19 protein-coding genes and 1 pseudogene are annotated in these 18,636 nt (G+C 59.6%); 6 read left to right on the top strand and 14 right to left on the bottom strand.

The window, feature by feature from the left end:
- Positions 1-2 precede the first annotated feature (2 nt).
- Genes ACWTU8_RS29835 through ACWTU8_RS29820 form a run of 4 tightly spaced genes read right to left on the bottom strand, consistent with a single transcriptional unit; the run spans position 3 to position 2,380 of the window.
- A complete protein-coding gene (locus ACWTU8_RS29835; protein ID WP_455850964.1) occupies positions 3-677 on the bottom strand; it encodes a hypothetical protein in 675 nt (224 codons plus the stop codon).
- On the bottom strand, positions 667-984 hold the full coding sequence (locus ACWTU8_RS29830) for a hypothetical protein (RefSeq protein WP_455850963.1): 318 nt from the start codon (positions 982-984) through the stop codon (positions 667-669). Before ACWTU8_RS29830 ends, ACWTU8_RS29835 begins: the two co-directional genes overlap by 11 nt.
- 2 nt (positions 985-986) lie before the next feature.
- Positions 987-1,571, bottom strand: a complete 585-nt coding sequence (locus ACWTU8_RS29825; RefSeq protein ID WP_455850962.1) for an RES family NAD+ phosphorylase — start codon at positions 1,569-1,571, stop codon at positions 987-989.
- Positions 1,572-1,573: 2 nt separating this feature from the next.
- Complete coding sequence (locus ACWTU8_RS29820) at positions 1,574-2,380, bottom strand: antitoxin Xre/MbcA/ParS-like domain-containing protein (protein WP_455850961.1); 807 nt, start codon at positions 2,378-2,380, stop codon at positions 1,574-1,576.
- 336 nt (positions 2,381-2,716) lie between these two features.
- On the opposite strand from ACWTU8_RS29820, the gene ACWTU8_RS29815 reads away from it, so the two are divergent.
- Genes ACWTU8_RS29815 through ACWTU8_RS29800 form a run of 4 tightly spaced genes read left to right on the top strand, consistent with a single transcriptional unit; the run spans position 2,717 to position 6,495 of the window.
- Entirely contained in the window at positions 2,717-3,343 is a 627-nt protein-coding gene (locus ACWTU8_RS29815) for a hypothetical protein (protein ID WP_455850960.1), read from the top strand.
- Positions 3,340-4,716 carry a 7-cyano-7-deazaguanine synthase gene (locus ACWTU8_RS29810; protein WP_455850959.1) on the top strand — a complete coding sequence of 459 codons (1,377 nt, stop codon included), beginning with the start codon at positions 3,340-3,342 and terminating at the stop codon, positions 4,714-4,716. Before ACWTU8_RS29815 ends, ACWTU8_RS29810 begins: the two co-directional genes overlap by 4 nt.
- Positions 4,656-5,906 (top strand): helix-turn-helix domain-containing protein, encoded by a 1,251-nt coding sequence (locus ACWTU8_RS29805; protein ID WP_455850958.1) that lies wholly within the window; start codon positions 4,656-4,658, stop codon positions 5,904-5,906. Before ACWTU8_RS29810 ends, ACWTU8_RS29805 begins: the two co-directional genes overlap by 61 nt.
- A complete protein-coding gene (locus ACWTU8_RS29800; protein WP_455850957.1) occupies positions 5,881-6,495 on the top strand; it encodes a hypothetical protein in 615 nt (204 codons plus the stop codon). Before ACWTU8_RS29805 ends, ACWTU8_RS29800 begins: the two co-directional genes overlap by 26 nt.
- 173 nt (positions 6,496-6,668) lie before the next feature.
- Here the strand turns inward: ACWTU8_RS29800 and ACWTU8_RS29795 are convergent, their stop codons facing one another.
- Both ACWTU8_RS29795 and dgt read right to left on the bottom strand, forming a co-directional pair.
- Positions 6,669-7,511 (bottom strand): hypothetical protein, encoded by an 843-nt coding sequence (locus ACWTU8_RS29795; protein ID WP_455850956.1) that lies wholly within the window; start codon positions 7,509-7,511, stop codon positions 6,669-6,671.
- The gene (gene dgt, locus ACWTU8_RS29790) at positions 7,508-8,932 is read right to left on the bottom strand and encodes a dGTP triphosphohydrolase (protein ID WP_455850955.1); all 1,425 of its coding nucleotides are present in this window, start codon (positions 8,930-8,932) and stop codon (positions 7,508-7,510) included. The genes ACWTU8_RS29795 and dgt overlap by 4 nt, the downstream gene beginning before the upstream one ends.
- Positions 8,933-9,735: 803 nt before the next feature.
- Here dgt and ACWTU8_RS29785 point away from each other — a divergent pair.
- Positions 9,736-10,413, top strand: a complete 678-nt coding sequence (locus ACWTU8_RS29785; protein ID WP_455850954.1) for a transposase — start codon at positions 9,736-9,738, stop codon at positions 10,411-10,413.
- Between the two features lie 396 nt (positions 10,414-10,809).
- Positions 10,810-12,771, top strand: a complete 1,962-nt coding sequence (locus ACWTU8_RS29780; RefSeq protein WP_455850984.1) for a putative bifunctional diguanylate cyclase/phosphodiesterase — start codon at positions 10,810-10,812, stop codon at positions 12,769-12,771.
- 29 nt (positions 12,772-12,800) lie between these two features.
- Here ACWTU8_RS29780 and ACWTU8_RS29775 read toward each other — a convergent pair.
- The 8 genes and pseudogenes from ACWTU8_RS29775 to thiC all read right to left on the bottom strand — a co-directional run.
- Positions 12,801-13,963: pseudogene (locus tag ACWTU8_RS29775) on the bottom strand (NAD-dependent succinate-semialdehyde dehydrogenase).
- An 88-nt stretch (positions 13,964-14,051) separates the two neighbouring features.
- Positions 14,052-14,273 carry a hypothetical protein gene (locus ACWTU8_RS29770; protein ID WP_455850953.1) on the bottom strand — a complete coding sequence of 74 codons (222 nt, stop codon included), beginning with the start codon at positions 14,271-14,273 and terminating at the stop codon, positions 14,052-14,054.
- Positions 14,274-14,446: 173 nt separating this feature from the next.
- Positions 14,447-15,190, bottom strand: coding sequence for a hydroxymethylpyrimidine/phosphomethylpyrimidine kinase (locus ACWTU8_RS29765; RefSeq protein WP_455850983.1), 744 nt, complete (start codon positions 15,188-15,190; stop codon positions 14,447-14,449).
- Positions 15,187-15,792, bottom strand: a complete 606-nt coding sequence (locus ACWTU8_RS29760; RefSeq protein WP_455850952.1) for a thiamine phosphate synthase — start codon at positions 15,790-15,792, stop codon at positions 15,187-15,189. Before ACWTU8_RS29760 ends, ACWTU8_RS29765 begins: the two co-directional genes overlap by 4 nt.
- Positions 15,789-16,562, bottom strand: coding sequence for a thiazole synthase (locus ACWTU8_RS29755; protein WP_455850951.1), 774 nt, complete (start codon positions 16,560-16,562; stop codon positions 15,789-15,791). The genes ACWTU8_RS29760 and ACWTU8_RS29755 overlap by 4 nt, the downstream gene beginning before the upstream one ends.
- A 4-nt stretch (positions 16,563-16,566) precedes the next feature.
- Positions 16,567-16,764, bottom strand: a complete 198-nt coding sequence (gene thiS / locus ACWTU8_RS29750; RefSeq protein ID WP_455850950.1) for a sulfur carrier protein ThiS — start codon at positions 16,762-16,764, stop codon at positions 16,567-16,569.
- Positions 16,733-17,740 (bottom strand): glycine oxidase ThiO, encoded by a 1,008-nt coding sequence (thiO, locus tag ACWTU8_RS29745; RefSeq protein WP_455850949.1) that lies wholly within the window; start codon positions 17,738-17,740, stop codon positions 16,733-16,735. Before thiO ends, thiS begins: the two co-directional genes overlap by 32 nt.
- Before the next feature lie 4 nt (positions 17,741-17,744).
- On the bottom strand, positions 17,745-18,636 hold an 892-nt coding region (gene thiC / locus ACWTU8_RS29740; RefSeq protein ID WP_455850948.1), incomplete at its 5' end, for a phosphomethylpyrimidine synthase ThiC.

Below are 18,636 nucleotides of genomic sequence, written 5' to 3'. Positions count from 1 at the left end.
AATTATCCGCTGTCTGTTGGGGGGCGTGATCGACGGTCGATGAGTATGGTTCCGTCCGGACCAGACGAAACGTTCCGCTCTTTCCGACCCTCGTAAGATTGCGAGCTGCCGGCTATAATTTCGAATATCTCAGTTGTCCGACGGCGTCGTTCTTGCTCACTGTCGGGCCGCTCCTGTATGGCAGCGAAGACTTTCTGGTCGAGGCCGAAATAGACACCGTCTTCAATTTCGCGACCAACGTATCCGTCAACAACTTCTGCCGGCAGATCCGTCGTAGGTTCGTCGAGAAAGAAGGAGTATGCCTTGGCGAGCGGATCAAGCACGTCGAAGTTGACACCGCTGCCGGTTCCATCACCGGGAGGGTCGGACACGAGCCCCTCGGTGCCAGCGCTCCTGAGCATGAAGAAACTTGCACACCGGGTCTTTGGCGCCTTGCCATTGACCGAATGAAGGGCGGACACTTGCCCGAGCGCCTTGCTCACAGCACTTACCGCCGGCCGCCGAATCCGGCCCATGCTTTCGAAGACATGACTCTTCGTGCGACGTATGCCGATGAAATCGGGACGGCTCTTTGCGGCTGGCGGGGACGCGCCCGTCTTCGGGGCAAGCGGAGTAGTCGGTGAAGTCCACGAGCAACTCGACAGCCCACCCACATGGACGAGATATTCAATCTTCATCCTGTCCTGCGCGTAACCAGTGGGTGAATGCCTCGCCGAGCAGGAAGGAAACACCGACCTTCTCCGACTGCTCGAGATTGCGGAAGTAAAGCGTCGTGTTTAGCGCATTGTCGAGATAGCCAGTCGCCATCGCGACCAGCATTCGTTCCCTCCACCTACCCACGACGCGCACGGCCGCCCTTCGGCTCGGATACCCTACCGTCAGCAGTGACCAAATAATGTCCGCATGCGTTGCGGTCAGTGCGACGGTTCCGTTCAGCTTCTTGAAACGTCCCGAGAAATTCACCGACGTAACGTTCCCGGCCATCGTCAGGCACCTCCCCGAAGGGAGACGCCAATAGACTGCAGAGCTGTTATCAGGTCTGGGTGCCGCACGAGATTTATTGCTGGCGACGCGTCCAGCTTTCCCTCAATGGCTCTATCGTAAACGGCCACACACTCGGCGGATGTGAGACGGGATGCGTAAAGCAGGCCGTCAATCGCGAAGGCGCCATGAATCGCCGCGCTGAGTTGTCGCCCCTGCCGGTGCTTCTTGGCTCGAGCGGCGTCAGTGCTGACTCCCAACCTGAGGAGGCCCGTGGTCCGCAGATCGAGTACCGTGAGCGGAGAAGTCGCCGTAATCTCCGCTACGGCCCACTCTTCGATCTCGCTTTGATCAAGGACACGCTTCATCCTGCCCTCGAACCTGTCCCGGACGATGGTCTCGGCAATTGCCGTTGCAAGGTCGCGGGCGATGTAGACGAGTTGAAACGTCCTATCCGGACTTGAGAAGCGTGTGTGTCCAAAACCCGTCCCCAGCGGCGTCGCCATATGCGCGGCGCGCATCACGCGTAGGTATGAACGCGGCTGAAATTCGAGAGCGAGGTCCGCGACTGTCTTGGGATCAAGCTTCACGTTCAGCTGAAGTCACGTTCGGCGGCGGCAACTACCTCGTTCACCCGTCCAGCCTTGAGAAGGTCGAGGGGGGCGCCCCCGATGCTGGGCTTCGGCTGAATAAGCCATTGCCAGGCCGCGCGAGAATTACGGATGATGCTGGTGACTTCAGACATCCCCTCGACCGGCCGGCCGTCCACAAACTGTGCCAAGGGAAAGACATGCTTTCGTTCACCCTTCAGCAAGCCGATGACGGCTCCCCGTTTTTGCCAATCATGGAGTGTGGATCTTCTTGTTCCAAAGGCCTTCTCAATATCGCTCGGCCCTGCAACCGGCCCGGCCCAGTCTTCGAGGCGAACCGCTGTTACATATTCCGCGACCCTTCGCCGACCTTCCTCAAGATCTACTACGTTGCCGAGTCCCGCGCCGTGGCTGACCTCAACAGGCCTTTCAATGTCGAGCTTGATCAGGCTGCTGTCGCCTCGACCAGCGAGATCCGCGACCACTGTTTCCATTGCCTGGGCAAGATCCTTTTCATGGACCAGAATCTGACGCTGGTTCTCCTCCGAAAGCCGGACGGCTGCCGCAGTGACCGCAGCTACCATTTTGCTCTTGCCCTTTAGCGCTGATCGGGAGATTCCTGGATTGTGCCGTGCTAACACGTCAAGAATGTCGGCGACGGCCGCGCTACTCACATTAACGTGCACGCCTGTTCCAGATTTTCGAACTGTTGCGACCATGGCGGCCTCCATTTCTATGACATAGACATAGTCCGGATCGTCCGCATTGTCCAGATCGTTTGGAGGCGGCTTGTCTTCTGGCTGTCGCAAGAGCCGCTCTGCATTCGCGAGAGGATGGGGAGAAGCGCTATGTTGTTTAGGTGCGCACGCCGAGACATCAGAAAAGGTCCTCGATGTCGCTTTCACTGCCCTTGCGGCGCGGCAGGCGCAGATCGATTTTGCTGCCCAGCGCGCCCTGCGTGAGGCCGGTCTGCTTGCGTCCGCGGCACAGTATAGGGCCGAAAGCTTTTCGTTGCGGGCGTCCGGTCGGTCATGGCGAGCTTCCAGAGAGACTGCCGGCTTACCCGTGTGATGTGTGGCGCGGTGTCGTGAGAAACCCACCTCTAGCGGTCATCGCTGATTAATACACGTCGCCGCACATTGACAATGTCAGAAAAAAATATCAACATATCTGACATTGAGGAGATTCCAGTGAGTGACGGTCCGCATAAAAGCCTGCCACTGCGTCCGAAATATCGGCGTGTCGCTGAATGGGCGTACAAGCCGGCATTTTCTATCTCCGAGGTCTGCGAAGCGACCGAATCCGCGCTAGTTCAGGACGCCAATATGGAAGTGCGCGGTGTGATCAGGCAGCTGATTGACATTGTTGACGGTGGCGATCTTTTCAGCAGGCAGCCGGATGAATTGCAGCGGCAGCTGCAGGAGCTGCGCGCTGATCCGGCGGTGCATCCACTGGCCGCAAACGCGATCGAGTGCACCCAAATGGCCGTCCAGCAAGGCTTGCAAGGACGTGATGCGGTCCAGGACGGGATTGTCACGGCCTTGAGCGAGCGTCTGCATGCGAACGCGCGAACTACTGAGGAGCACTACCTCGTCGAGCGCGGGCCAGGCGCAAGCCGCACTATCCGCAATCGCATGGGCGAAGTCAGCGCTAGAATGAACGAGAACGGCTCGTTCGCCCGTATCGCTCGTTCGCTTTTCGGTGACAGCACGGTCGCCATCACGAGAACTCCCGCGGCGCGCAACGGTCTTGACGATGGGGTTTCCCTATGAAGGTTCTTCAAGGGGAATGCCCCGCACTCAAGGTTGCAGTTATTGAGGCCGGCGGGAAAGCCAAGGAAAGTTGGCAACCGGTCGAAATTGGCAAATTCATCATTTTCAACATGAAGGATTTGGACGACTACCGTACGAAGAATTGGGACACTCGTATCTTCGACACCTTGGTCCTGAGCGCTGCAGTTGAATATTGCGACAAGACGTGCAAGCGCTCGGCATGGGGCTGGATGCGGAAGTTCGATTTAGCTGTCCCTGTCCATGATTTGGCTCGCTGGCAAGAACCCGAGGTCATCGCGGCGCTCGTTTCCGTTTTGAAATTTCTAACTGGCGATGAGTGGAGCCTCTCTTTCTACCAGCGCCGGCGGGCGCCCGAGGAAGATGTCGGTCAGCAGAGCCGTCTGGAATTTGGTGATGCCACGCGCATAGTGACGCCGTTCAGCGATGGTTTGGATTCTCGGGCGGTGAGCGCTTTGCTTTCGGCAGGAGGGCGCCCGGATCGGTTGATCCGTATCAGGGTGGGCTCGAAAAAAGATGATCGCCCCCGTCGCGACGCTCGAAAGCTTCCATTCCTGAACATTCCCTTCAGGGTCAAACCTGGACCGGACGGCTTCAACGAGTCCTCCGCTCGGAGCCGCGGCTTCAAATTCACTCTTTTGAGCGCGATCGCAGCCTATCTGCTCGGAACTCATGACATCGTCATGCCGGAAAGCGGTCAGGGCGCGCTCGGGCCTTCGCTGGTACAAACCAGTCATGGCTACGAGGACTACAGAAACCACCCACGCTTTCTCACTAAGATGGAGCGTTTGTTCGCTGCGCTTTTTGACTACCATGTCGCCTATCGGCTTCCGCACTTGTGGAAAACGAAGGGCGAGACGCTTCGCGAGTTCGCGGCTCTTCCCATCGAGCCGAAGGAGTGGATCGAGACGCGATCGTGCTGGCAGCAAAACCGTAATTCCTCCGTAGATCACAAGTGGCGCCACTGCGGCATCTGCGCTGCCTGTATGCTTCGCAGGCTCAGCTTTCATGCGGCCGGTGTTGACGAGCCAAAAGAGAATTACATCTGGGAGGACTTGTCAGTCCCCAAGTTTGCTCGGGGAGCTGCCAAGGATTTCAACAAAATAACGGGGGCGATGGAGCAGTATGCCATCGCCGGCGCACTGCACCTTGATCATTTGGCTGATTTGGGCTCTTCACCCGCCCATCGGAAACGCATGAGCCGTCACGCGTGGCAATTGTCCGAAGTACTGGACATGTCGCATGCGGACGCGGAAGGCCAGCTCTTGGGCCTGCTTGAACGGCATGAACTTGAATGGAAGGCATTTATGAAAGATCTCGGACCCAAATCGTTCGTCGCTCGGTGGTTGGCCTGACAGCGATGAGTGAGGCCAATAATCAGCTCTCACTAGTGGAAGTAGGCGAGAGAATTCGCATCGCGCGTGAAAGTGCGGGCAAAACCCAGGCGGAGGCTGCAGAGGCAATCGGTGTGGCACGCACTACCCTAGTTGCGATGGAAAAGGGTACGCGGCGCGCAAAGATTGGGGAGTTGCAGAGGCTGGCAGGGTTCCTAGACACGAACACCAACGCGTTGCTCCGCAAGGAAGCGGTCCACGTCGAGCTAACGCCAAGATTTAGGAAGCTGACCGAAAACGAAGAGCCATCGGTTGCGAAAGCCGCCGACCTTTTGACGCAACTCGTAAGGGCTGAGGTTGAGCTTGAGGCTCTGCTCGGTGTCGAATATGCGCGCAACCTGCCGCCTGAAAGACGCATCCTTGTTGGCGACGTTCGCCAACAGGCAGAACAACACGCTTTGGAACTTCGCCATTGGCTCGGTCTTGGGCTTGCGCCGATCGCAGATATAGTCACTCTGCTCGAGCTGCAGATGGGTGTCCGTGTTTACGCTCGACGCCTAGCGGCGAAAATCTCCGGCTTGTTCGCCTATGATGAAAAGGTGGGTGCCTGCATACTTTTAAATGCGAACCATCCAATCGATCGGCGCACTCAAACGGCCGCGCATGAGCTTGGTCATTTAGTAGCTACGCGCGGAGACGCAGAGGTCTATGAGATCGACGAACTGGAGAGTTCGCGCGAGGAAAAATATGCCAATGCCTTCGCAAGGAGCTTCTTGATGCCGGCGCAGGCTGTTCGGCAGAAATTTGTTGAAGTTACGGCGGGTGCTACGAGCCTCACTCGCCGGCACGTGATCGTTATTGCCCACTATTTCCATGTTTCGCGCGAAGCGCTTGTCCGGCGCCTTGAAGAGCTCCAACTTACGAAAAGAGGAACTTGGGATTGGTTCGTTCAGAACGGAAACATTACGGATGAGCAAGCACAGCAAGTGTTAGGTGACGTTTCGAGGAGTGATAGCCTGAAAGACGACGCGACCAGACCAGTGTCGCTGAAGACGGGCCTGATGGCTTATGAGGCGGCAAAGCGGGGGCTCCTTAGTGAGGGGCAAATTGCACGGCTCCTTCATATCGACCGGATCCAGGTGCGCGTTTTGCTAAGTGATATTGATGCCGAGGAAAGTGGGGCCAATGCGGCGACCTCAATTCTCCGGTGATCTTCCACCGAACCTAGTTGCTGACGCCAGCGTCATAATTAATCTCAATGCCACTGGCGCTGCGCATGAGATCATTCGATCACTGAATGTCAAGCTGAGTGCAAGTACGGTCGTGAGAGATGAGCTCATCCATGATCGGATTAGCGGGCGCAATGACGCCGACCTCGCTCAACGGCTGGTACAGGATGAAGTGCTGCAGTTTGCTGAGTTTGACGAAAAGAGCGGGGCGATATTTGAAAGCCTGGTCAGTGGCACCGCGGAGACGACTCTGGATGACGGTGAGGCGGCGACATTGGCCCTCGCCGTATCGTCTCAGGGATTGGCAATCATTGATGAACGCAAAGCAATTCGCATCGCCACTCATCGCTTTCCAACTCTCCAGCTGCTCGCCACGGTGGACCTTTTGCGACTTGATCGCGTCCTTTTAGCGCTCGGAAACGAACGTCTCGCAAAGGCCGTGATAAGCGGCCTGAAGGATGCACGGATGGCAATCCCGGAGCGACACCATGGTTGGATTGCAGACCTTCTTGGTGACCAGATTGTCGAGTGCCGGAGCTTGCCAGCGGCACTGCGCCGAGCACCGGCCTGATCGCTTCCCAGCTTCCGTTTGCTCTCTTTGCGGCCTCAGACAGACAGTTGGGCATCGCGAAGCAAGAGATCGTCCTCGACGATCGCGGAGAAAACGCCGAATCTTCAAGCTCTTCGGCCCGAAGCCGAGGCTGTGACTGCAGGGTTGTGGTTCGACTTCTTTCAAGACCAACTTCAAGGGTTAGTATCTGGAATCACGAAAGCCGGCCGTCCTCGCCTGCGAACCGGACCCTCGGGGTGGCTCGCCAACGCCCGGGTCGGTAGACGCGCGGTCGATACCGACTTGCACTCGAGGAGGGTCTTTCCGACACCGTGCTCGTAGAGCGCCGAAATCGCGGCATCGAGGTCCGCTCCAGACGCTAGGCTAAGACCGGCGCCATTATGCGTGGCATAGTCCAGGATCTCGTTGCGGCTACGCGCAATACCCTCTGCCAGGTAGTTGGCAAGCCGAGGCGTGAGTTGCTGCCGCCAATCGAACAGGATGCGCAAGGTGCGCGCAAGCGTGCCGATGTAGTGGGGGTTGGCCTCGAGATTGATATCGACGATGCCATGCTCGATGCTCGCCCAGAACCGCTCGGACCGGGTGATCTCCAGCGTGCGGCAGTGGAACAGGACTGCATCACAATCGAAGAACGTGGTTTTGACTAGGTCAGTCAGCGAGTGGACCGCGACGTAGTCATTGCTGGCCGCCCATGTCGTCTGCAAGGCCCAGACGTCAAAGTCGAAGCGGCCATACTTCAAGCGATACCCGCCGAACCGGTTACGCTCACCGCCCAATTGCCCGAGCAGCGCCTCCAATGCTCCAGGGACGGCGTCAACCACGACATCGACATCCGACCTGAAGGAATTGCGGCCGTCGCGGGCGAAATCGCGTGGCAGGCCGCCGAAGATCGCACAATCCCCGACCGGACTCAGACGGTCGATCAGATCGCCGATATCGTGCCCTTGCGGCCCTCGGATGAAGTCGGCAATGTCCGAGCTGAGACCGTGGTCCAGCATATACTGGGATGTGGTCATGCCGCGCCCCGTGCCCGCAGATCTTTCAGCAGCGAGATCGCGAAGCCGTCCGTCATGCCCGACACCATGTCCGTCATCAGCTGCAGTTCACGATAGCGGATAGGCATGCGGTTGTCCGAAGCCTCAGCGACGCGGCGATAATTCTCCGAAATTCGGGAATAGACATAGCTGTGAAGGGGCGATGTTCGCTTCGAGGCGATATCCAGCGGATCTTTCCGGTTGGTGATGGCTGCCCAGAAGATGTCCATGAGCCCGTGAATCGTCTGATGGCCCGTCAGTTCAACCTCAAGCACCTGGCGGTGCGGGTAGATGTGCTTGCCGGCGAATTCCTTGAGCAAACGCCATAGGCGTGCCGCTTTGGACACTGCCATCAGTTCCTTGTCGAACGTGCCGGCCATAATTGCGTCCAGGTTTGTCACGAACGCATCTGTCGCTGCGACGATCATCACACCAATCGCGTTGACCCGAAACATCTGCATTGTGATGTCGTCAAGCTCTGCCGCCGACAGGGATTTCTCACGGAATTCTTGGTGCTGCTCCTTGGCCTTTTCGGCTACCTTGAGAACGGCCTCGTCCTCCTCTGCCTTGTGCATCAGGTAGCCGACGAGACGGTCGAAATTGACGAGCCCCTTCTTCGCGGCATCTTCAACATCGACGACGGAGTAGGCGATGTCGTCACAGGCTTCCATAACGAAGGTAAGCGGGTGCCGAATACCTTCGGCAAGCCCGGTTTCAGCCCAGACTTCCCTGGCGATGTTGGCTTCTGACTGGAAGAAGTTGAACTTCTTGCGAGCCAGCACCGACTTGTTCACCTTATCTGACGGACTGGGGTATTTCATTAGAGCTGCGAGGAACGCGTAGCTCATGTTGAGTCCGAAGTCATCGTTGACGATCTGCAGCCGGGTTAGCAGCCTGAATGCTTGAGCGTTTCCTTCGAACCGAAGGAAATCTTCGCGCAATGCGGCACCATCCAACCCTTCAAAGATCTCTGGTCCCTTGGACTTCACCCAAGATTGGATCGCATCCTCACCTTGGTGACCAAAGGGCGGATTGCCCAGGTCGTGGGCCAGCCCGATCGCTTCTAGCAGGGCAGGGACGTTACGCCCGGCATTTACGGCTTCGGGCAAATTCAACTTGTCGGGATAGACGTGGACCAGCGCGGTACCAAAGCTGCGTGCCATGTTAGCTACTTCATGGCTATGGGTCAGGCGCGTCCGCACGCTGTCATGGGGGTCCAGTGGAAAAACCTGCGTTTTGTCCTGCATGCGTCGAACAGGTGTCGAGAACAGAATGCGGTCATGATCGCGCTCCAGCTCGGTCCGGTGTTCGGCGGTTTTGGCGGAGCGCTCGGCGGCCTTGCCCTTGGCCTTATCCTTGCGCCGTTGCGCATTGAGTAACTTTTCCCAATCTAGGTCAGCCAATGTCCGTCGCCCCCCATCTTCGCTCCGGTATCGGCTCGGTGCTACGATTCGTCAATTGGCAGAACCTTGTTGCTGGAAAAACCACGCTACAATGATCAAGCACAAACCATCATTGGCTCTCCACCCAATTGGCGCATCAAGTCCTATCAATGACGTTCTCTATTTGTTCTAAATCAGAATAATCGTAGGGTCAACGGTACCCGCCGCGCTTAGCCCATTAGTCGACTTCTTCCGCGATGTGGCCTCTCATGTTCTGGCATCGAAAGTCTGGTTTCGGGAATCGCAAATGGGTGATGACTCCGATAGGGTCGTCAGACGAATGGCGGCTTCTTGCTGCTGAGCCGAAAGCCAAGCTTCCACACATGGCCCGACAGTGCCGCAATACTGATCGGGTCCTTCGACGCGAATGACTTCTGGGGCAGAGAGCAAAGACAGTGCTTTCGGGCTCGATGTTCACGCTTGGTGCTTCGAAAGTCGCATAAGAGGCAGACTGGAACAATCTGAGGGCTCTCGCAATGCACGACAGGGCCCGCGCCTTCGCGGCAGTCCATGCCATTACCGCACACGCTTTCATTCCAACACCGGGCCGTGGCGGTGGATTTCGGTGCTTCGTTGGCGTGAGCTGCCATGCCTTCACATGCACCCTTAAGGAGAAGCTTGGTGCCGCTGCAACGCGAGTAGCGTCGCTTGCTAAGAGGCACTCTCATCCGATAGAGCACGGCGCAAACGAGGGAAACGTCAGCACGTTCGATCCTCTTCAGTAGCAACTTTCCGAGCAATTCGCGTCCAAGAAGGAAGCAAACATGAGGCGGCAGACCCGACCGTTCACTGTCGAGATCAAACAGAAGCGCAGCTCTCAGAGAAGCAGTCGTTCGATTTGGGGCGACGTCGATTTGTCAGCAGCTATGGCCGAGACAACGAGGGAACTCAAGGAGATGGAGCTGCCAAATCGGCATCTTGTTGACTCCAATGTCGTAGCCTTGGATGCTGCACACGCGCACGAACCCCGAGCGGAGCATCTCATGGCAGCTGAATCAGAAGAAACCGCAACGGAACCTGCAGTCACAGTTGTGACGCCTGATGCGAAGAGGAAAACCCAGCGATCGCGGAAGGCAAAGGCCGAACCGAGAGCGCGGACTCGGAAGAATGGCCCCGATGCGGGATCGTCCACGGGGGAAGCACCAGCAGCAGCCGTGCGGACTGGCCGGAAGGTGTATTCCGAAAAGGAGCGCGCCCAAAAGCTTGATCAGATCGCGAGTTCGATCAGCGGCGGCGCCACGCTCAAGAGCGGCGTAAAGCAGGCCGGCATATCGGAACAGACCTACTATCACTGGAAGAAGGCCGCGGCGCCCTCAGTAGCCAGTGACGAACTGACGGATCTGCTCGCGCTTGAGAACGAAAACAGGCGTCTGAAGCGCCTGCTCGCGGAACGCCTTCGCAAGGAGAACGCGGAACTGAAGAGGAAGCTGGGACTCCAATAAAGCTTCGGAAGTCTGCCGGATCGCTGATCCGAGCGGCGCGCCATATCGTCCTCGCCGAAACGTCACCCAAGAACCAATTCTGGCGTCGCCGCAAACGTCACGTTCAGCGATACCGCGCAGGCAACGCACCATGATATGGCCGCAACCCGGGCCATGTCATTGCGATCGATGCGTCGGATTGGTCGATCTGCCGGTCCTGACGGAAGTTATGGCTAGCGACCTCACATTCGATGAACTCTTGGAATCGAACGATGCTTTAGATTTTGGCAACCCCTTTGACTCCCACTGAACTATAGAAACCTGCGGTTGAAGTGTTGAAGCTTACTTTTTCCGAATTGTTCGGTGCTAGGGAACCCACACGCAGCGACTACTCTGGTGTGGGGGAGTGAAAGAGTGATGCAGCGTCTGTCTGCCGCAGGAGTGGGTGACCTTCTGGCAGGAGATCTGCGGGCTTTTGGCGGGCCCTCTACGGTCGAACCGCTCGCCGGCCGAATCAGGGCGGAGCAGGTCAGTATCGTGCTTCGCAACACGCCTCTTGTGATGGTTGCGAATATGCTCAATGCGGCCATCTTTGTTATGGCGATTTGGGGCTCGCCCGAGCAAACGAAAGCCATCCTCTGGGCGAGCGGCATCATCGTACCCGCTGCTGTTGTGGGCTTCCGAGCGAGATCATCGTTTCAGGCGGTCAAACCAAGATCTGTGTCTCGCCGCACGATACAAAACCTGGTGCGGAACGCCTTCTTGTTCGGCACCTGGTGGGGAGCGCTTCCCGTCCTGTTCTTCAGCGGGGCAACAAGCGCGGTCCAAGTTGTGATCACCTGCCTGAGCGCGGGGATGATCGCAGGCGGCGCCGCTTCCTTTTCCACGATTCCCATTGCGGCCGTCGCCTATACGCTACCAATCTTCATCGGTTCGGCGGTTGCGATTGCGTGGGTGGAAGCCGCCGTCAACCTGCCCGTCGCAATCCTGATAATCACCTACGCCACCACGCTGTTGCGTGCAGTGCTTGCCCACGGGTTCGAATTTACCCAGCGACTGATTTCGCAAGCGGAAAGCGAACGTGCCGTTCGGCGAGACGTTCTGACGAGACTACCAAACCGGTTCAGCTTCAATGAGCGGCTTGAGAACGCGATCGTAAACGCGGCGCAATTCGATCAGAAGGTTGTGCTGCTCTTGTTCACTCTCAACAACTTCAGAGATGTTAACGATCATTTTGGCCGCGCGATGGCGGATGCCCTTCTCGTCGAAACGGCTGCCAGACTTCGAAAATCGACACGGGAGAGCGACAGCATTGCGAGGCTCGAGGGGGCGGAATTTGCAATAATCGCGCCCCGCGACTGCAGGCCGGATCAAATCAGATCCCTTGCTAAACAGATCACAGATGCCATGCGCGCGCCGTTCCTGATCGAAGGACGAGAATTATATTGCAAGGTCTCGATCGGCGTCGCTTTCGCGCCCTCTGACGGCTCGGATGCCAATCAACTCCTACGCTGCGTCGACACAGCACTACACAGGGCCACCACACTGGGAGCGGGCCCTATCCAGTTTTTCAGCGCAAATGACAACGAGGCTGCCGCGAGGCGCCATGCGCTTGAACGCGATCTGGCATCTGCGCTCGCCAACGACCAACTCTCGCTCGCATTCCAACCGTTTCTCGACCTCGGGAGCGATCACATCCGAGGTTTTGAAGCGCTTCTGCGGTGGCACCATCCGACGTTGGGCGCCGTCCCGCCGTCGGAATTCATACCTATCGCTGAAGACACCGGATTGATTCACGACATCGGACAGTGGGCCGTCAGAACGGCTTGCCAGAGCGCGGCGCAATGGCCGTACGACTTGCGGGTCGCCGTCAACTTGTCGGTGGTGCAGCTCAAGAACAAGGCACTACTTGATGGGATACGAACGACCTTGTCGGAGGCCGGCCTGGAGCCAAGTCGGCTCGAGGTCGAAATCACGGAGTCCGTGCTGATTGCGAATTTTGAAGATGCGATCGCATTGTTACAGTCGTTGAGTTTTCTATCCGTCACAGTGGCTCTTGACGATTTTGGCACCGGCTATTCATCACTCACTTATCTTCGTAAATTGCCTCTTTCGCGGCTCAAGATCGACCGCTCCTTTGTCCAGGACATGCTGACCGATGCCGACTGCGCCGCAATTGTCAGATCATTAATTGATTTGGCGCATGAGCTTCGAATCGACGTAACAGCCGAAGGGGTAGAAACCCCCGAACAGCTCGATTATCTGCGTCGGGTCAGGTGCGATGAAGCTCAAGGCTATCTAATCGGGAAGCCAGTCGCTGTAGATGAGATTCCTGCATTGCTGCGAGGCCGTTTGGTCAGGAGCGAAGCACTTGAATAGGAGCACTCAACCTTTGGCATGCTGATGCTTCAGATGCCGCCCATGCAGAGGTATTTCATCTCGAGGTAGTCCTCGAGCCCGTGCCGGGAGCCTTCACGCCCTATTCCGGACTGCTTAATCCCGCCAAACGGCGCTGCCTCCGAAGACATGCGTCCGGTGTTGATGCCGACCATGCCATATTCCAGGGCCTCGGCCACACGCCAGACGCGCTTCAGGTTGGAGGCATAGAAGTAGGCAGCGAGGCCATAGATCGTGTCGTTCGCCTCATGGACGACCTGATCTGCGTCTTCGAAACGAATGATTGGAGCCAGCGGCCCGAATGTCTCCTCATGCGCCACTGTCATCTCGCGGGAGATGCCGGTGAGAACCGTGGGCTGGAAGAACGTGCCCTTCTCGCCGATGCGATTTCCTCCGCATCGCACAGTTCCACCCTTCGCAACGGCGTCGGCAATATGGGATTCGATCTTGGCCAAAGCATGCCTGTCGATCAGCGGTCCGATAGCCGCTCCTGGTTCGAACCCGTCGCCTACCGAAAGGTCGCGGACTTTCTCCACGAATTTCTCGACGAACTCATCATGAACACTCGACTGGACGTAAAGGCGGTTAGCGGAGACGCAGGTCTGGCCGGCATTGCGGAACTTCGCCTGGATCGCCCCGTCGACGGCCGCATCGATGTCGGCATCGTCGAAGACGATGAAAGGCGCATTGCCGCCGAGCTCGAGGCTGACCTTCTTGATCTGGTCCGAGCACTGGCGCATCAGCAGCCGGCCGACCTCGGTCGAGCCGGTGAAGCTGATCTTGCGGACTTTGGAACTTGCACAGAGTTCGCGACCCACCGCATCGCCCTCGGAGGCATAGATCAGGTTGACGACGCCTTCGGGAAAGCCAGCGTGGTGGGCGAGGGCGAACATCGCCCCCGCCACGAGCGGCGTCTGTTCGGCAGGCTTGAGCACGATTGCGCAGCCGGCCGCCAGGGCCGGCGAGATCTTGCGCCCACCATTGAGGCCGGGAAATTCCATGGTGTGATCGTGCCAACGACGCCGATCGGCTGCTTGATCACCAGCAGGCGCCGATCGGTCGAGGGCGGGAGAATCGTCTCGCCATAAATGCGGTTGGCCTCTTCGGCGTACCACTGCAGGTATGCGGCCGCATGCGACACCTCGGACCGGGCTTCGGCAAGCGGCTTGCCCATTTCCGCCGTGAGGATCGCTGCGAGGTCGTCGGCGTGGTCGACGATCAACTGGTGCCGCGCCAGAGAATGTCGCTGCGCTCTCGTGCGGTTAGCGCCGCCCATCCAGGCTGCGCGAGATAGGCTCTATCGATCGCGGCACGCGGCTCAGCGACGCCCATGTCGGAAGCTCCGCCAGCAATTCGCCGGTCGACGGGTTGAAGACCTCGAATGTCCGGTCGCTCGCAGGCGCGCCAAGCGCCAGCATGCGGTCGATGGTGCGGAACATGTCGGGGGATTTCAGGTGGCGGATCAGTGGCAGGCGCAGGGGCAATACCGGATTCCTCCTCAACGCGGCAAATGCGTCTGTTGGTTAGGGGTGGATGTTTATCCCTGCTGCCCGGCTTGCCATAGGGCCTCGACAAACACGGGCTAGACCCAAGCTGAGTATTTCTCGACCGGAAGGGGACGGTCGCAGACGAAGCCGATGGCCTCGTCTTTCCTCTGTCACCCCGATCTCGCAAGCGCATCGAAAACATGTTGCTTGGCGCTGCGCACGCTTTCTTCCAGTGACACCCCGAGCGCAAGAGAGGCGGCAATGGCGCTGGATAGCATGCAGCCTGTTCCGCGCATTTCGCGCGGCAGGCGGGGCGCCACAAGGTGAAGAGGGAGGCGGTCCGGCTGCAACAGAATATCGACTGCCTCGTTGCCCTGCGCATGTCCGCCCTTGACGAGCACAGCGGTCCGTATGGCGCTAGACAGTTCCTCGCCCTGAAGACGGGCGCCTTTTTCGTCCGATGCCGGTGCCGATCCGTTCAACCTTGCCAGCTCGATCAGGTTGGGCGTCACGAGCCGGCAGGCCGGCATCAGATCGCGGCGCAACGCATCGATGGCATTGTCCTCCAGCAATGCTCGGCCCGAGGTCGAGGCCAGCACCGGGTCGAGCACCACAGGCACTTGGCGGTTGCTCGCCAAAACAGCGCCGACCGCACGAACCGCCGCTGCCGTGCCCAGCATCCCGATCTTGACGGCTGCGACAGGGTTGGCGGCAAAGGCCGCACGCATCTGCGCGGCGATAAGCTCCGGCGGCATCTGCTCGACGCACTCGACGGCGGCATGCGTCTGGACAGTCACGACCGTGACGGCGAGGCAACTGCGCAGCCCGAAGGCGGCAACCGTCTCGATGTCGCGGACTATTCCCGCGCCGCCACTTGAATCCGAGCCGGCGACGATGAGCACATGCGGTGTCATCGCCACGGGGCGGTCGCCGCCAGCCATTTCAGGACACGAACTTCGGGACGAGCATTGCGGATAATGTCGGTCACCACCGCGGCACTTTGGGCGCCCTGCGCGAAGACGCCGGCCAGGCGTTCGACGGTAAGCCCGCCAATGGCGACAAGCGGAAGGTTGCCGACCCGCTGCTTCCAGACGGCTATGCGGTCCAATCCCTGCGGAGCCCATTTCATCGCTTTCAGGGTGGTCGGGTAGATGGGACCGAGCGCGATATAGTCCGGCTCGGCGGCAAGCGCGGTTTCGAGCTCGGCGTCGTCGTGGGTACTTAAACCCAGCCTCAAGCCCGCCCTACGGATCGCCTTCACATCGGCGGCGGCTAGATCCTCCTGGCCGAGATGGATGAAGTCGCAGCCCTCGTCGATGGCGAGCCTCCAATAATCGTTGACGACAAGCTGACAGCCATGGCTTTCACATACCGTCTTTGAAGCCCGAATCTCCTGGCGCAGCGAGGCTTCGTCCTTGTCCTTGATGCGCAGTTGCACCAGCTTCACGCCAAGCGGCACAAGACGCTCGATCCAGGCAGCGGAGTCAACAATCAGGTAGAACGGATCGAGTTTCATGAGAATGCCGCCATCCCGATGACCGGGGTCGAGGGGACCGCCATGTCGCGCGGCTCGAGCAGGCCGGCGCGATATGCCCCGCGACCCGCCTCCACCGCCTTGCAGAAGGCCGCGGCCATGGCAACGGGGTCGCCCGCCTTGGCGACGCCCGTGTTGAGGAGCACCGCGTCGTAGCCGAGCTCCATGACGATCGCGGCATGCGACGGCCGGCCGATGCCGGCATCGACGATCAGCGGAATATTTGGGAAATGTCCGCGCAGGCTGCGCAGCGCATCAAGATTTTGCGGCCCGCGCGCCGAACCGATCGGGGCGCACCAGGGCATCAACACCCTGCAGCCGATCTCAAGCAGGCGTTCGGCAACGACAAGGTCGTCGGTCGTATAGGGAAAGACGTCGAACCCCTCCGAAGTGAGGATCTTCGCGGCGTCGACCAGCCCGAATATATCAGGCTGCAGCGTGTCGTGGTTGCCGATCACCTCGAGCTTGATCCAGTTGGTGCCGAACACCTCGCGCGCCATGTGCGCCGTCGTCACCGCCTCCTTGACCGAATGGCAGCCGGCCGTGTTGGGCAGGACGCGAACGCCCAACGTCTGGACCAGCGTCCAGAATTGGCCGCCGCTTTTGCCACCGGCGGTTTCGCGGCGGAGCGAGACGGTGACGATCTCAGCCCCCGAGGCCTTCACCGCCTCGGCCATGACAGCTGGGGAGGGATAGAGCGCTGTACCAAGCAGAAGGCGTGACGATAGTTTTTGTCCGTAGAGTTCGAGCATAAGATCAGCCCCCCTTCATCGGTGTGAGGATTTCGATGCGGTCACCCTCGGTGAGCCGGCAGCGGTCACGCTCTCTGGCCGGCACGACTTCGCTGTTCAGCGCGGTGGCAAGCCAGTCGCCTTCAAATTCGAGGTCGGCCAGGAGCTGCGACAGCGTCGTGGCTGTCACCTCACACGCTTTGCCGTTGATGGTCAGCTTCATTTCCCCTCTCCAATGACTGCGTGCGGTTGAAGATCAGGTCGGCCGCCTGGCGCGCCATGGCAGGCGCCAGCAGGAAACCGTGGCGGTAAAGCCCGTTGACGGTGACCGTGGCGCCTTGCCTTTGAACACGCGGCAGATTGTCGGGAAAAGCCGGACGCACCCCGGCGGCCGTTTCCACGATCTCGGCCTCGCCAAAGGCGGGGTGCAGGCTGTAGGCGGCGTTCAACAGCTCCATTGCCGAACGGGCCGTCACCGGGCCTTCGGCCTCCGTCTCGACCATGGTCGCACCCACCATGTAAAGGCCGTCGCCGCGCGGCACGACATAGACCGGGATGCGCGGGTGGAGCAGGCGGATCGGCCGCGAGAGGGTGATCTCGCCAGAGCGCAGCAGTAGCATCTCGCCGCGCACGCCGCGGAGTTCGGGCAGCAAATCGCGGGCGGCGAAGCCGCGGCAGTCGATGGTGACGTCGAAGCCGCTTGGCGGATCGCGACCGTTTCGGCTGAAGTGGAATTTCACGCCCATGCCCTCAAGCCGCCGGACCAGCGCCTTCATGGCGCCGCGCGGGCAAAGATGCGCCTCTGCAGTAAACAGCAACCCCGCCCGAAACCGGCCGGCAAGATCAGGCTCCAGCCCGGCGATGCCGTCGGCATCGACCCACTCGAAATGCGCGGTTCGGCGGGCGAAGCGATGAAGCTCGGCCTGGTCGCGCGGCGGAGCAAGGACGAGGCTCCCTTGCCGCTCGACGCCGGGCACGCGCGCTGCCCACCAGTCGGCGGCGCCGGCACCGAGGCGGGCAACCTCGGGTTCGGCGCTTTCCAGTTCGCACCAGGGCGCCAGCATGGCGCCGGCAAGGCGTGATGCGGCGCGCGCACCGAGGGTGGCGCGCTCGAACACCTCGACGGCGGCGCCCCGTTCGGCGAACTCCGTGGCGCAGGCGAGGCCCGCGACGCCAGCGCCAATGACGGCGACGCGCATGCCGCTACTCCCCGGCGATTTCCGAGGCCACCTCCGCGGGCACGTAAAGATCGCCGCCCTGGCGATATTTCGCCGCCATCGCCGCCATGCCCTCCTTCTGCGCCCCCTCTTGGCGGGCAGCGTCGCGGATGTCGTGCGAGATGCGCATCGAACAGAATTTCGGGCCGCACATGGAGCAGAAATGAGCGACCTTGTGCGCCTCCTTTGGCAGCGTCTCGTCGTGCATGGAGCGCGCGGTCTCGGGGTCGAGCGAGAGGTTGAATTGGTCCTCCCAGCGGAACTCGAAGCGCGCCCGAGAGAGCGCGTCATCCCTGGTCTTTGCGGCCGGATGACCCTTGGCGAGATCGGCGGCGTGGGCAGCGATCTTGTAGGTGATGACGCCGGTCTTGACGTCGTCGCGATCAGGAAGGCCGAGGTGTTCCTTCGGGGTGACGTAGCAGAGCATCGCCGTACCAAACCAGCCGATCATGGCAGCACCTATGGCCGAGGTGATGTGGTCGTAGCCGGGTGCGATGTCGGTCGTCAGCGGCCCCAGCGTGTAGAACGGCGCCTCGCCGCAGATTTCGAGCTGCCTGTCCATGTTCTCCTTGATCTTGTGCATGGGAACATGGCCCGGTCCCTCGATCATCACCTGGCAGTCCCTGGCCCAGGCGATCTTGGTCAGTTCCCCTAGCGTTTCGAGCTCCGCGAACTGCGCCGCGTCATTGGCGTCGGCGATGGAGCCGGGACGAAGGCCGTCGCCCAGTGAGAAGGAAACGTCATAGGCTCGGCAGATATCGCAGATGTCCTCGAAATGTTCGTAGAGAAAACTCTCGCGATGATGGTGCAGGCACCACTTCGCCATGATGGAGCCGCCGCGCGAGACAATACCGGTCACGCGGTTTACCGTTAGCGGC

It is taken from the genome of Mesorhizobium sp. BHbdii, from assembly GCF_053848045.1.
The sequence above is the reverse complement of the archived record's forward strand: the minus strand, read 5'-3'. Positions and strand labels throughout refer to the sequence as shown.

Coding starts and splice junctions, on each gene's coding strand:
- ACWTU8_RS29835 (WP_455850964.1), bottom strand. CDS start 677: ATGAAGATTGAATATCTCGTCCATGTGGGTGGGCTGTCGAGTTGCTCG.
- ACWTU8_RS29830 (WP_455850963.1), bottom strand. CDS start 984: ATGGCCGGGAACGTTACGTCGGTGAATTTCTCGGGACGTTTCAAGAAG.
- ACWTU8_RS29815 (WP_455850960.1), top strand. CDS start 2,717: ATGTCAGAAAAAAATATCAACATATCTGACATTGAGGAGATTCCAGTG.
- ACWTU8_RS29810 (WP_455850959.1), top strand. CDS start 3,340: ATGAAGGTTCTTCAAGGGGAATGCCCCGCACTCAAGGTTGCAGTTATT.
- ACWTU8_RS29805 (WP_455850958.1), top strand. CDS start 4,656: ATGGAAGGCATTTATGAAAGATCTCGGACCCAAATCGTTCGTCGCTCG.
- ACWTU8_RS29800 (WP_455850957.1), top strand. CDS start 5,881: ATGCGGCGACCTCAATTCTCCGGTGATCTTCCACCGAACCTAGTTGCT.
- ACWTU8_RS29795 (WP_455850956.1), bottom strand. CDS start 7,511: ATGACCACATCCCAGTATATGCTGGACCACGGTCTCAGCTCGGACATT.
- ACWTU8_RS29785 (WP_455850954.1), top strand. CDS start 9,736: ATGAGGCGGCAGACCCGACCGTTCACTGTCGAGATCAAACAGAAGCGC.
- ACWTU8_RS29780 (WP_455850984.1), top strand. CDS start 10,810: ATGCAGCGTCTGTCTGCCGCAGGAGTGGGTGACCTTCTGGCAGGAGAT.
- ACWTU8_RS29765 (WP_455850983.1), bottom strand. CDS start 15,190: ATGACACCGCATGTGCTCATCGTCGCCGGCTCGGATTCAAGTGGCGGC.
- ACWTU8_RS29760 (WP_455850952.1), bottom strand. CDS start 15,792: ATGAAACTCGATCCGTTCTACCTGATTGTTGACTCCGCTGCCTGGATC.
- ACWTU8_RS29755 (WP_455850951.1), bottom strand. CDS start 16,562: ATGCTCGAACTCTACGGACAAAAACTATCGTCACGCCTTCTGCTTGGT.
- thiS (WP_455850950.1), bottom strand. CDS start 16,764: ATGAAGCTGACCATCAACGGCAAAGCGTGTGAGGTGACAGCCACGACG.
- thiO (WP_455850949.1), bottom strand. CDS start 17,740: ATGCGCGTCGCCGTCATTGGCGCTGGCGTCGCGGGCCTCGCCTGCGCC.